Annotated in this window: 12 protein-coding genes; 1 reads left to right on the top strand and 11 read right to left on the bottom strand. The window is 31.6% G+C overall.

Annotated features, from left to right (window positions below; translation table 4 throughout):
- Window positions 1-2 precede the first annotated feature (2 nt).
- Genes OF377_RS01340 through OF377_RS01330 form a run of 3 tightly spaced genes read right to left on the bottom strand, consistent with a single transcriptional unit; the run spans window position 3 to window position 2,765 of the window.
- Window positions 3-1,121 (bottom strand): ABC transporter permease, encoded by a 1,119-nt coding sequence (locus OF377_RS01340; protein WP_263836110.1) that lies wholly within the window; start codon window positions 1,119-1,121, stop codon window positions 3-5.
- 20 nt (window positions 1,122-1,141) lie between these two features.
- Entirely contained in the window at window positions 1,142-1,582 is a 441-nt protein-coding gene (locus OF377_RS01335) for a hypothetical protein (RefSeq protein WP_263836109.1), read from the bottom strand.
- Entirely contained in the window at window positions 1,566-2,765 is a 1,200-nt protein-coding gene (locus OF377_RS01330) for a hypothetical protein (RefSeq protein WP_263836108.1), read from the bottom strand. Before OF377_RS01330 ends, OF377_RS01335 begins: the two co-directional genes overlap by 17 nt.
- 482 nt (window positions 2,766-3,247) lie before the next feature.
- Between OF377_RS01330 and OF377_RS01325 the strand changes: the two genes are divergently transcribed.
- Entirely contained in the window at window positions 3,248-3,487 is a 240-nt protein-coding gene (locus tag OF377_RS01325; protein ID WP_263836107.1) for a DUF2188 domain-containing protein, read from the top strand.
- A 116-nt stretch (window positions 3,488-3,603) separates the two neighbouring features.
- Here OF377_RS01325 and tuf read toward each other — a convergent pair whose 3' ends face one another.
- From tuf to OF377_RS01285, 8 genes are all read right to left on the bottom strand, one after another.
- On the bottom strand, window positions 3,604-4,785 hold the full coding sequence (gene tuf / locus OF377_RS01320; protein WP_263836106.1) for an elongation factor Tu: 1,182 nt from the start codon (window positions 4,783-4,785) through the stop codon (window positions 3,604-3,606).
- 105 nt (window positions 4,786-4,890) lie between these two features.
- Window positions 4,891-6,960 (bottom strand): elongation factor G, encoded by a 2,070-nt coding sequence (fusA, locus tag OF377_RS01315; RefSeq protein WP_263836105.1) that lies wholly within the window; start codon window positions 6,958-6,960, stop codon window positions 4,891-4,893.
- A gap of 27 nt (window positions 6,961-6,987) precedes the next feature.
- Entirely contained in the window at window positions 6,988-7,455 is a 468-nt protein-coding gene (gene rpsG, locus OF377_RS01310) for a 30S ribosomal protein S7 (protein WP_263836104.1), read from the bottom strand.
- A 28-nt stretch (window positions 7,456-7,483) separates the two neighbouring features.
- Window positions 7,484-7,906 carry a 30S ribosomal protein S12 gene (rpsL, locus tag OF377_RS01305; protein WP_263836103.1) on the bottom strand — a complete coding sequence of 141 codons (423 nt, stop codon included), beginning with the start codon at window positions 7,904-7,906 and terminating at the stop codon, window positions 7,484-7,486.
- A 121-nt stretch (window positions 7,907-8,027) separates the two neighbouring features.
- A complete protein-coding gene (gene ylxM, locus OF377_RS01300) occupies window positions 8,028-8,336 on the bottom strand; it encodes a YlxM family DNA-binding protein (protein ID WP_263836102.1) in 309 nt (102 codons plus the stop codon).
- Window positions 8,323-9,384 carry a signal recognition particle-docking protein FtsY gene (gene ftsY / locus OF377_RS01295; RefSeq protein WP_263836101.1) on the bottom strand — a complete coding sequence of 354 codons (1,062 nt, stop codon included), beginning with the start codon at window positions 9,382-9,384 and terminating at the stop codon, window positions 8,323-8,325. Before ftsY ends, ylxM begins: the two co-directional genes overlap by 14 nt.
- The gene (locus OF377_RS01290) at window positions 9,384-12,338 is read right to left on the bottom strand and encodes an AAA family ATPase (RefSeq protein WP_263836100.1); all 2,955 of its coding nucleotides are present in this window, start codon (window positions 12,336-12,338) and stop codon (window positions 9,384-9,386) included. The genes ftsY and OF377_RS01290 overlap by 1 nt, the downstream gene beginning before the upstream one ends.
- 107 nt (window positions 12,339-12,445) lie before the next feature.
- A complete protein-coding gene (locus tag OF377_RS01285; RefSeq protein ID WP_263836099.1) occupies window positions 12,446-14,302 on the bottom strand; it encodes a hypothetical protein in 1,857 nt (618 codons plus the stop codon).
- Window positions 14,303-14,348: the final 46 nt, after the last annotated feature.

Genomic DNA, 14,348 nt, shown 5'->3' with positions numbered 1-14,348 from the left:
AACTATTTACCTCCCCTTCTGATCCGCGGATCAATTATTTGATAAAGTGCATCCCGTGCAGCATATCCAATAATTGTTGTAATTGAATAAATAATAATTAATAATAAAATTACGTTGTAATCCTTACTAATAATTGCTTGATAGAACAATGATCCAGAACCTGGGATTTGGAAGATTTGTTCAATAAACATTGCTCCAACAAATGATCCAAGAATCACAAACGGAAAGAATGTTGCAATTGGGAATAATGATGGCTTTAATGCGTGACGTCATACAAAACGTGTTCTTGTTGCCCCTTTTAGATAAGCAAATTTCGCATGCATTGAGTTTAATTCACGGTTCATTTCCACTTTAATATATTGAACATAAACAATGATCGAAGACAATGATAAAGCTAACCCCGGCAGAATATATGTTAAAAAATCTTTTTCTTCGAAAATAAATGGTAGTCCTACTTCTTTTCCGATTAGTAATAGAATTAATCCGAAAACAAGAGATGGAACAGCTGAGACCACTGAAATTAAAACAGTCGATAAACTATCTAATAAACCTCCTGGTTTTCGACCAACAAGTACCCCTAATGGGATTCCGATTCCTAACGTCAATAACACCGAGAAAATACCAACATAGAATGAAACTAAATAACGTTCTCAGATAAAATTGTTAATTGGAACAGTTGGACGAAGTGATGTTGATACTCCGAACTCTCCTTTGAAAATATCAATTAAATAATTTCCATAACGGACCCCAATTGGTTTATCTAAACCATATTGAGCTAAGATCGCTAATTTCGCTTCTTTCGAACTAATCCCAATAGTCAACCCGTTTTCTCCAGGTACAGAATTAATTAAAAAGAAAGTAATTGTAATCACGATTCACGCAAGTAAGAAAAACTCACCCACAAGTTTGATTAATTTTCATAAGAAACTAACAAATTTAGATTCAAAAGAAAAGAAATCAATTAACGGATCAACAACACGATCACGATTGGCCGCAGTCTTCATTGAACGGCCCATTCCTGCAAAGAAAACTAAATTATTACTAAAAGCATAATTCAGACGTCTTTTTTGACTGACAGCAGGAGACTGAACATCGGTGTTCAGTTCATTATTTTGATTCATAAATACTCCTTAAAAATATTTTAAAAATAAGATTGATTAGCATAGTAAATTAAACACACGAAACTGTAAATAGTTGCTGGAGTAATAATAATTGCTAATAATAAACGTAAGCGAATTCACGCATACTGCAATGAACGAATCTCTAATTTTGCATCATAATAAAACCGATCAATTAATTTATGATCAAAATTATTTAAATGATATTCATTTTGCTTCCGATAAGCTTTTGCTCATTTGCGATTTAAATAGAAGCCACTAAAAATTAAAAAACTAATGACAATAAAACATAAAATAGCAAAAGTTAAAAAGAGGATTCAAATTTTGGTTATTAGTTCAAGGTTATTTGAATAATAAAAACCAAGATGAAAGACCGCTATAACAGCGATTAATGAAAACATTATAATCCAATCTAATGCTTTCATTAATCGTTTTGGTCGACCTTTATTATTTTGTCGTCCCATGACACACTCCATCGCTATGACAATGAACATTTTTATCCAATTGCACCAACTCTAATGATAAATCTTGATAAAAGAATGGATTAATCAGAGCAAGGTGATGATTATCAAAAATTGATTCATAATCAATTTGTTCGATTTGATTAAAAATACTTCACTTATTTTGTAATTGCTTTGGTAAGTAATCCGGATACAATAACACATCTTCAGGTTTGTAAATATTGGGATCACTCATAAAATAAGGAAACTGGAATAATTCACTACTAAACCCCAGATTTGAAATGTTTTGGTTAGGTTTTTGTTTGTCTTCTTTAAAATAAACATTTTGAATAATGCGGAGTTGGTCTTTTAGATTGGTAAATAAAATATCTTTTAAATCATAATCCTTAAAGCCAGTAGTAATAATCCCTTTTTCATAAAATTTCACAATATCATTTGGTGGTCGAAACACCTTAGTATTTTGATCTAAACTCACTAATTGCACACTTTTAATATCGCGCATCGCTAGTTGGTTAGCATCATATGCAGATTTACGAGCAATACGATCGAACGTCCCATCAGTAAATACATATCCAAGGCTATAATCGGATCTGTGATGAAGACGTTGATAATTAGTGTAAATAAAAGTTTTAGTATATGCAAAATCCATTTGTAATTTATTATTAAAATGATCTAGCATTGACTGTTTATCGGTAAATGATAGATTTTTCGAACGTAACAGATCGTTGACTTTCTTAAATTGTTTGTCGTCAACATCGTTAATTCTTACTTGAATTTTAAACCGCACATCATAGCTTGCATCATCGTTTTGACGAATAGCAATGTTAATTGGTGCTATTTGGTATGCAATTCCTACTTCATTTAATAACGCAAAATTGTAAATGTAATACAAGCTAAATGAGCGGAGAAAAACTTGATGAATAAATTTCTGTAGTGATTTTAAAAAATTTTGGGTTTCTTTTGATAATTCAGTTAAATCCTGTTCTTTACTATACGTAAAAAAACGATTCTGTAAATGAATATCATCGAGGGTAACTTTAGTTGTTTGAAATGGTTTATGATTAATTTTTTGTTCGTTTTGGCTTTGATAACCACATGCTGCAGTTACTATAGGAATAGCAATTATAGGTGATAATAAAAAAAGTCTTTTGAGATAACTTTTTATTTTTTGCTGTTTTGTTTTCATATTAGTATTTTAATTAGTATTTTAATTTAATTAGACTTTTATTGTCTATTTGTCTAATTAAGAAGTTATTATAATTCAATTAACGCTTGATGCTGTTCATCTTATATGAGCAGCACATAATCTTGAAAAAACGAATCATAATAATGTTGATTTTGAAGGTAAAAATTATTGCCGTATAGCAATTATGACGGTTAATATTGATCATTGGCATCATATTTTGATTCATAACTTTACCCTCCTAAAGCATATTTAAATTATAATAACATATTATTTAAAAAATAATTTTTTTTAAATGCTAGTTATGATTAGGGAAAATAATGCTGTAAATTACTAAAAAAACACCAATTTTTATCACTTGTGCTTTTAGATTGCTAATTTTTCTTTTCATTAGTCCTCTGTTTTGCTTCCGAAAAATTCCCACAAAACTTGTTTATATCATATAATAATTACAAATATTTATATATGGAAAGACTATTTTGTTTATGAAAGAAAATAATAACGCAAATAAAGACACTAAGGTTATTTATTATTTATCTCCTTACCAAGAAAAAGGATGAAAAATTATGAAAAAAGGCGGAAGTCGTCCCACACGAGTTTTTGAAACTAAAAAGGAAGCTTTAGATTATGTAAAAACCCTAGGGCGTAACCAAGAAGCGGTCGTTTACATTCAAAAGAAAGATGGTTCATTCCAAGACGTACGAAACTATCGAGATAGCAAATAATAACAACTCGCATTGTTAAGAGTTGTTATTATTTAAAAAAGAGTTTATAAAAGCAAAAAAACCAAGCAGATAATCTGTTTGGTTTTTTAGACTAATAATTATGGTTAATGATTGAATTAAAGAGCTTTAATTACTGAACCGTGTCCAACAGTTCTTCCACCTTCACGAATTGAGAATTTAGATCCATCTTCAATCGCAATTGGGTGAATTAATTCAACTTCCATTTCCACGTCATCACCTGGCATTACTAATTCTGTTCCAGCAGGTAATTTAATTTCCCCTGTAATATCAGTTGTACGGAAGTAGAATTGTGGACGGTATCCTGAAACGATCGGTGTATGTCTTCCACCTTCTTCTTTTTTCAAGATATACACTTTTGCAGTAAATTTGCTATGCGGTTTAATTGAACCTGGTTTAACAAGAACTTGTCCACGTTCAACATCTTCTTTTTTTGTACCACGTAATAGAATCCCTGCATTATCCCCAGCTTCAGCTTGGTCTAATGATTTACGGAACATTTCAATACCTGTAACAACAGTTTTTTGTGTATCACGGATACCAACGATTTCAACTTCGTCCCCAACTTTAAGTGTTCCACGTTCAACACGTCCTGTAACAACAGTACCACGTCCTGAAATTGTGAATACGTCTTCGATTGCCAATAAGAATGGTTTGTCAGTTTCACGTTCTGGTAATGGAATTCAAGTATCAACTGCATCCATTAATTCATCAATCTTAGCTTCTCATACCGGATCACCTTCAAGAGCTTTTAATCCTGAACCACGGATAACTGGTGTGTTATCTCCATCGAATCCATATTTAGAAAGTAATTCACGTACTTCCATTTCTACTAAGTCTTGCATATCTGTATCAGTCATGAAGTCACATTTGTTCAAGAAAACAACGATTTTTGGAACACCAACTTGACGAGCAAGTAAAATATGTTCTTTTGTTTGAGCCATAACCCCATCAGAAGCAGCAATAACTAAGATCGCTCCATCCATTTGAGCAGCCCCTGTAATCATGTTTTTAACATAGTCCGCGTGTCCTGGACAGTCCACGTGTGCGTAGTGACGAGTTAATGATTCATATTCAATATGAGACGCGTTAATTGTAATCCCACGTTCTCTTTCTTCTGGTGTCTTATCAACATCAGCGTAACTTTGTGCAGTTGCTTGTCCTTTTTTAGCTAAAACTGTACTAATCGCAGCAGTTAAAGTTGTTTTACCGTGGTCAACGTGACCAATTGTCCCAATATTAACATGGGGTTTAGATCTTTCAAATTTTCCAATTGCCATTATATTTCTCCTTAATAAGTTTAAATGTTGTAATTGATTTTTTAAATATATATTTTACTAGTTAATTATATCAAATATATACTAATTATTTTTTATCTTAAATGATTATTTTTTTGCTCGTGCTTCAACAATTTCGTTTGTCACACTTTTTGGTGCTTCGGCGTAATGACTAAATTGCATTACATAAGTTGCACGACCTTGGGTATTAGAACGTAAATCCGTTGCATAACCAAACATTTCAGAAAGAGGAACCTTAGCTTTAATCGCTTGAGCATTTCCACGTGTTTCTTGTCCTTCAATAACACCCCGACGTTTAGAGATATCTCCCATAACTGTTCCGAAATATTCATCTGGTGTGGTTACATCTACTGACATAATCGGTTCCAATAAAACTGGTTTACAGATTTTTGCAGCTTCTTTAAATGCTAATGAAGCAGCAATTTTATACGCCATCCCAGAAGAGTCGACATCGTGGTATGACCCATCGTATACAGTCGCTTTAACGTCGATTGTTTGGTATCCAGCAAGTGGTCCTGAAGTTAAAGCTTCTACTAAACCATTTTCAATTTCCTTAATATATTCTTTTGGAATTTTACCCCCAACAATATTATCAACAAATTCAAAACCTTTATCATGGTTAGGTTCAAAACGAATTCATACGTGACCATATTGACCACGACCACCTGATTGTTTAATATATTTCCCTTCAGCTTCACCTTCAACCGTAAATGTTTCACGGTATGAAACTTGTGGAGCACCAACATTCACTTGAACATTGAATTCACGACGCATACGGTCAACTAGCACATCAAGGTGTAATTCACCCATCCCTGCAATAATTGTTTGGCCAGTTTCTTCGTTTGTGTAAGTTTTAAACGTTGGATCTTCTTCTGCTAATTTAGATAAAGCAAGACTCATTTTTTCTTGGTCAGCTTTTGTTTTTGGCTCAACAGACAATGAGATTACAGGTTCAGCGAACACCATTTGTTCAAGCACAATTTTGTTTTTTTCATCACAAATTGAATCCCCAGTTGCAGTTTCTTTGAAACCAATCACAGCACATATATCCCCAGCACCGATTGTATCAATTTCTGTTCGGTTATTTGAGTGCATTTTAACTAAACGTGAAATACGTTCTTTTTTGCCTTTTGTAACATTATATACATAAGTACCTTTGTCAATTGTTCCGGCATACACACGAATATATGTTAGACGCCCTACAAACGGGTCTGTTGCAACTTTGAAAGCAAGCGCAGCAAATTCTTCACTTGGGTCGTTGTGTTTATAAACATCAACTCCGTCTTCATTAACCCCATGAATTGGTGGAACATCAAGTGGTGAAGGCAAGTAATCAACAACTGCGTCTAATAATTTCTTCACACCTTTATTTTTAAATGCTGTACCACATAATACAGGGTAAAGTTCTGTCGCAATTACCCCTTTACGAATACATTTCTTAATGTCATCGTTTGATAATTCTTCACCAGATAAGTACTTATCCATGATTTCATCATCAAAAACAGCAACATCATCAATCATTTGTGCGCGCATTTCGTTCGCTTTTTGGACATATTCAGCAGGAATATCTTTAACTTCATACTCTTCGGCTGCTTCCCCATCGTAGAAATAAGCTTTCATTTCAACTAAGTCAATACTTCCAAGATAGTCTGCTTCTGCACCGATTGGAATTTGGATTGCAGTTGCTTTCACTCCTAAACGATTTTTAATCGTGTCAATTGAGTAGTAGAAATCTGCACCTGTTTTGTCCATTTTATTTACAAAAACAATCCGTGGTACATTATATTTGCTAGCTTGACGTCATACTGTTTCTGTTTGTGGTTCAACCCCGTTTTGTCCGTCTAAAACAGCTACGGCACCATCTAACACACGTAATGAACGTTCGACTTCAACAGTAAAGTCCACGTGCCCCGGTGTATCAATTAGGTTTAATTCAAAACCTTTTCATTGAGCATAAGTTGCAGCTGCAGTAATAGTAATTCCACGTTCTTTTTCTTGCGCCATTCAGTCCATTGTTGAAGCACCATCATGCGTTTCTCCAATTTTGTGGTTCCGGCCAGTGTGGAATAAAATCCGTTCTGAAGTTGTTGTTTTTCCCGCATCAATATGGGCCATAATCCCAAAGTTACGGAATTTATTAAGATCTTTAGTGTACATATAAATTTATTTTCCTTAAGAGATTGATTATCAACGTAAGTGAGCGAAAGCTTTATTAGCTTCAGCCATTTTATGTGTATCTTCTTTTTTCTTAATTGAAGCACCTGAATTATTTGATGCATCAATAATTTCGTTTGCAAGTTTTTCAACCATTGAGTGTTCATGACGTAAACGTGCAAATTGAGTTAATCAACGTAATCCTAAAGTTTGTTTACGTTCTGGTGTAACTTCTGTTGGTACTTGGAAGTTTGATCCACCCACACGACGAACTTTTAATTCGATAGCAGGCATTACGTTATCAATCGCTTTATTGAAAACTTCTAATGCTGGTTTGCTTGTTTTTTGTTCAATCATTTCAAATGCTGAATAAATGATTGACTGAGCTAAACCTTTTTTACCATCGTACATTACAGAGTTAATTAACTTTGTAACTAAACGCGAGTTATAAACAGGATCTGCTAAGACAGATCGCTTTTGTGGTTTTAATTTTCTCATTGTCTATCTCCTTAGTATTATTGTTAAATTATTTAGCAGCAGCTTTAGGACGTTTAGCCCCGTATTTAGAACGTTGTTGACCACGTTTTTCAACACCTGATGCATCGTTTGTTCCCCGCACGATGTGGTAACGAACCCCTGGTAAGTCTTTTACACGTCCCCCACGAATACTTACAACACTATGTTCTTGTAAGTTATGACCTTCTCCGGGAATGTAAGCTAGAACTTCATAACCATTACTTAAACGTACCTTTGCATATTTACGCAAAGCAGAGTTAGGTTTTTTGGGAGTCATTGTCCCAACCCGAGTACATACACCATTTTTGAATGGTGATGGATTGTTATTTGTTTGCTTATTTAGTGAGTTGTATGTAAATTGAAGCGCTGGTGACTTAGATTTTTTTGTCTTTGGCGTTCGATTATTACGAATTAATTGAGCAATTGTAGGCATCTAAAATTTCCTTTCATTTTATTAAATTTTGGTTAATAACAACTTAACCGTGCGTATCAATTTTAAAAATAATAAAAAAGACAAAACACCTTATAAGTATAACATATTTCGCCTTTTAATATTATTTTTTTTCTAATTTTATTAATTTATTTTTAAGTTCTAAATTCTCAATTTGGTCATATAAAGCTAGTCGGTTTTCTTGATACTCATATAAATGCAGTAGCATTTCATATTTATATAATAATTTAGTAATTTTATCTAAACTATCATAAACTGCATTTTTGCTCACATTATTAATATCCGCAATTTCATTCAATGATAAATCTTCATAATAGTGAGCCTGAAAGTAAGTTTGCTGTTTTTTTGTTAATAAACTCTTGTATTGCTGAAATAAATTAATTAAATAAATGCGTTCTTTAATCGCGGTCATTAATAACGATTCCTTGAACCATTGAATCTACATACATTTCAAGGTCAAACACTTTTAAATCGTTTAGTGCTTCTCCTAATCCGATAAGTTTCACAGGAATATTAAATGCATCTTTAATTGCTAAAACTATTCCACCACGGGATGTTGAATCCATTTTTGTTAATACAATACCACTAACATTTGCTGCTTCATAAAAGGCTTTAGCTTGATTAATCCCAGATTGTCCTTGGGTTGCGTCAATAACCATTAATGTTTCATGCGGTGCATCAACATCAAATTTATGAATAACATCATAAATTTTCTTTAATTCATTCATTAAATTGGTTTTGTTTTGTAACCTGCCCGATGTATCGCAAATCACGAGATCATAGTTTTCGTCATAACCTTTTTTCAAACCACTATAAATAACTGATGCGGGATCTTGGTTAGCTTTTAACGGTAACTCAATATCCACCTTTAACCGGTCTGCCCATACTTTTAATTGTTCAATTGCACCAGCCCGAAAAGTATCAGCCGCAACTAAAAGCACTTTTTTGTTTTCATTAACAAATTTTTGCGCAATTTTAGCGATTGATGTGGTTTTACCAACCCCATTAACCCCAACTACTAAAACTACATTAGTTTGTGCGTTATACAATTCTAAATCAACATTAACATCGGTATCTTGGATGTAGTATAAAAAAAGTTTATCAACAATAATTGCTTTGATTAATTCAGTGTCCTTAACATTTTGGTAGGCAATTTCGTCCCGAATTGACTGGATGATTTTACTAGTTGCTACATAACCAATGTCATAAGAAATTAAAACTTCCTCAAGTTGTTCGTACCATTCCTCATTTACTTTAACAAATGTTGCTGTTAATTCATTAATTGCATTATCCAATGCATTCGCTGATTTTTTTAAACCAGCATTGAATTTGTCTAATGAGTCATTTTCAAGTTTTAAGACACGTTGCTCTTCGTTTTTATCCTTAATATCCGCAACGATTTGTTCATTTTTGGATTTCTTCTTGAAAATCTTACTAAATAAATTTTTAAAAAATCCCATTAATTTTCTTCCTGTTCTTCAAATTTGTAAATTTGCTCATCCAAATTAATTTTAGTTAGCAACGATACATTGTCTTTATGCATCGTTGTTCCGATCAATACACCACAATTACGCATTGTTCCTTGTCGGTGCGTAATAATTAAGAATTGTGTATTAGCGGCAAAATTTTGAATCATTCGGGCAAACTTATCAACATTAATTTCGTCAAGTGCTGCTTCAGCTTCATCTAAAATCACAAGGGGGAATTTTGCAACTTTTAATAGGGCAAATAAAATGACCAACACAACTAATGTTTTTTCGCCACCACTTAATTGGTGCAATGAAACATTTTTCTTATTCATCGGATTCGCAATTACTTCGATCCCGCTTTGAAGTACATTTTGTTCATCCTCTAATAAAATCTGACAAGTTCCCTGTTCAAAGAAATATCCAAAAATTTGAGGAATCATCGCATTAACAGCTTTAATTACCTTTTTAAAATCCGCTTTTGCCTGTTGATCTAATGTCTTAATAGTATTTTTAATTACCTGAACAGCATTTTCACAATTCGTTACTTCTTGTTGTAAATTTTGAAATTCTTGCTTTTTTGCTTCATATTCATTTAGCACATTAAAATTAATATTTTTGAAACTACTTTTTTGAATTTTTAAATTATTAATTTTTTCTAATGCTTGATGTTCAGTATAAGTTAATGGAATATTTAAATATTTTTCAAAAACATTGTCAATTGTGTATTGATATTCTTCAATAATAACTGTTTCGTATTTTATAATTGAATTTTGATTTGAATTAAATTGTTCTTGCAATTTATTCTTTTCGTTTAATAGTTTATTATATGTCGTGTATTTTTGTTCTTTACTAATCATATCTTGCTGAATAAAATTGTTTAAAGTACTAATTTCGTTTTGCACTTCTTTAACGATTGCAAGCTGTTTAAGAAATCTTTGATTAATCGTTTCGTATTCCTGGTTAATAACACTAACTTGTTGTTCGCGAGTAGTTAAATCCGTATGTAAAGAAGCAATTTTTTCTAGTTCAATTGCTAAACGTTTGTCTTCTGTTTCTGCTGTTTTAAATTGGGAATTTAAAGAACTTAAATCATTATATAGATTACTTAATTTATTTTCTAATAAATTAGTTTCATAATTATTATCATTAATAAGACCGTTTAAAACATTAATTCGACTGTTAACGTCATTTAAAATCGTTTGTAATTCTGCAATTTTTTCTTCCATGTTTAAATTACTGCGACGAATAGACATATCTCCACCCATGATTGCTCCCCCAGTAAAAACAATTTGACCATCAAGAGTGATAACTTTGTAATTTTGATATGAAGTTTGTGAAATTAATAGCGCATCTGTTAAATTTTGAGCAATAATGATATTTCCTAATAAATAATCCGCTACTACTTGATATTTAGGGTTAATTTGTACTAAATCCTTTGCAACTCCTACAAAGCCTTGCAGTGTTTCAATTGCGTCATAAAATTCAGGTTTAATACTTTTGGGCTTTAAATTTGTCAATGGTAAGAAGACGGCTTGACCAGCACGATTATTTTTTAAATAATCAACACAGTTCTGAGCAACCTGGTTATTTTGAACAATAATGTTATAAATATTTTTTCCAAGTGCCGTGTTAATTGCTAATTCGTGCTCCTGTTTAGTTTTAATCGCTTGTAAAACAGTGGCATAGATCCCAGGAATAAAATCTTGAGCCTGCATTATGTTATTAGTTCCTCGTTCGCGAGCTAATTCATTTGCAACTGTATTTTGGTAATCACTAATCTTGTAATTTAAATTATTTTTTTGCGTATTTAAATCCGAACGTTGATTAATATTCGTTAGCTGTTGGGTTTTATTCGTGCTTAACTGCACTTGAACTTGTTTAATTTCTGCGTTTTTTTCATCAATTAATTGATTTAATTGCTCAATTTTCAATAAGTTTTCTTGTTTTAGTGCTTGGTAGTTATCAAAACGCTCTTGGGGGTTATTATTAAGATTATCGGCCTGATTTTTCAAGAACATCTTGTGCTCATTTAAACGCTGGTTAACTAATGAAAGTTGATCGTATAATTTATCACGTTCATTTTCGTCATAATTCAATTGGGTTTGTAAGTGTTGTAAACGTTGTTTGTTTTTATTATTTTGGATTGTTAATTGGTCAATTTCAGGTTGTAGATCAACAATTCTTTCTTCAACCGTTGATAGCTGGTCTTTTAGTTCATTTTTGTATCTATAATTATGTGTTAAAATCTTTGCATATAAATTTAATTCTAATGACTCTAATTCATCTTTAATTGCCATATATTTTAAGAAATCTTCTTTTTGTTTTGTATAAGCATTTAAATCTTTTTTTAAGCCATATAAATTATCATTTAACCGATTCAGATCGGTTGTTGACTTTTCGAGATTAGTTTCTGCATCCTTTTTCCGTTTAAAATATTTCCCAATACCAGCTGCCTCATCAAACATCCGACGCCGCTCAATAGGTTTAGCTTCCGCAAATCACGAAACACTTCCTTGAGAAATAATTCCCAAACTCCCCTTTAATAATCCACTATCTAAAAACATATCCTGAATATCTTTAAACTTAGCAACTTGGTCATTAATATAGTAGACAACATCATCTTTTTTAAGATCATAAAACTTAGTGATTTTAACTTCTTCCAAATCAGTATATAAGATTTTATGAACATTGTTAAAATACAAACTCACCCGTATAAAAGTCGCTTTTTTGACTAAATCATTCCCTAAGAATGCTAGTGAATATTTATCACCACGCAATGCCGCTTTTGAGTGTTCCCCTAAAACTCATCTTAAGGCATCGATAATATTTGATTTACCAGTACCATTTGGACCAATAATTCCTGTAATAGGATGTTCAAAAACTGTTTGCGTATATTTAGCAAACGACTTAAATCCTTGCGCTTCAAAACGTTTTAAAAAAATCATAGTTGCTCCTTTAAATAGGTGTTATCTTACTAATTATAAGATAAACAATGTGTAAAACAAGGAAATCCACAAAAAAAGAAACTAGTTCAACTAGTTTCTCTTCTATTTTATAGATTGATTTTACGCAATCAATTTGCAAACCATTCATAATTACTATTTGCAATATCTTGAGATTCGTTTTTGAAAACTAAGAAATAACCATCTTCATCAATGATGAATGATACATCATTTTTATCTATCTTTCATTCAGCTAATTGCGTTTGTAATTGTTTAACTTGGGTATTAATCATTTCTGCATTGTTTGTTGTTTGCTCTTCTTGAAAGTATTCTGCCACCTCCGCAAAAACTTCATCAAAAATTGGTTGAGAAGCAAAATGTCTAAAACGATTATTAAAAATATTTAAAGTAAAATTATCGCGTTCTGGTTTGTTTTTTAATATATACATTGTTAGGAATGGAACTGAATATTCCTGATATTCAATATACGGAACAGGAACCGTAACAGTTCCATATTCATAAGCATATGATACTACATGATCAATCCGTTCGATTTTATTATATGAAATAACATCAATTTGAGCACTTACAACCCCAAATGCCTTTTCTTCCTTACGTACAAAAGCAAATGGCGCAACCTCACAAGTTTGAGGTATTTCAAGTGCATTGTATCCAAAAAGTTTTGAAGTTAAACTTAACGGTGTTAAAACACTGTTGTTTGTGTAATAAGTTGCATAATCATAATTAACCATCATTTTATAATCTTCATTTTGAACGTATCACTCTCGGCTTAATGCTGGTGATAAATTTGCATATGTCAAGTTTTTTAAATAACTGCGAATCAGCGCAATGTGTTCATCGATTAAAGGTTTAAGTGTGTTTCAAACATCTGATTGATAATCTAGTTTTAAACCTTGTCATGTTCCGAAAGGCATTCTGCTTAACAGTAGAGAAAAATCAAAATTATCAATTTCTTTATCAGCAATATATAGAGCATGTTTTTGTTTGCCAAATGAAGAGGTGATATAATTATTTTTCTTTGCAAAATTAACGTAGTTTTCCTGTGCTAATGAGCTAAAAAAATCAATAATTTTGGTATCATATGCTAAATTAATTGAAGTATTTCCAATGCCATATAATTTCATAAAATCATTATTTACTAAAACTGCATTTTTTTGAATTTTTCCTGCATTTTGGTGATTTCGAAAACTAAATTCAGGGGCATAATTGGTTTTTTGTAAATAATATGGGTTTGATGTAATCGTTGGGGTTGGTTCGGTATGAGTTGCAGTTACCATTTTTGTATAACTTTTTCCATCTACATAATAATAAACAGGAATAGATCCGCTTGTAACAACATTACGTAAGGAGAATTCCTTGGTTGTTATAAAATATGTGTCAGTGGATTTAAATTTAACATGCATTCCTTCAAAATAGCCCACTAATTTTGTTCCATTAACATCGATATCATCAACTTCGATGTTAATGAAATTTTGTTTTCCATATAAATAAAGACCCAATTTTAATAATTGATCTTTCACAATTTTATAAGGGACTATATTATTTAAAACACTAATAATTAAATTATTTTTTTGAGTGTTAATATCTGCCATTTCTTGATGTACAGATTTTTGAAACTTATTAAATTCTTTAATAATTTTGTTATTTTTAATCAAAAAAGATAGGAAAAATAATCCTAAAATTATGAAGCAAAAAATAATAATGATAACATTTGCGAATTTACGAGCACCTATTTTATCTTTTTTCGAACGTTGCGCTATCTCAATTCTTTTATTAGCGATTTCCTCTTTGAGCTCAATGACTTTTTGGATATCTAATTTTCTGTTTTCTAAAATTTTTTCATAAGCTTGAGGTAGTTGTTCCTCAAGTTGTTGTGTACTTGATTCTAAAAAATGAATAGGTTCATCAACTAATTGGTTAATTTTTTGGGTATTGAGTTGGGTCATAAAAAACATACTTTCTTAATAGCATTTATCTATTATCTATTATATT

The organism is Ureaplasma sp. ES3154-GEN, assembly GCF_025780075.1.
GTDB lineage: Bacteria > Bacillota_I > Bacilli_A > Mycoplasmatales > Mycoplasmoidaceae > Ureaplasma.
The sequence above is the reverse complement of the archived record's forward strand: the minus strand, read 5'-3'. Positions and strand labels throughout refer to the sequence as shown.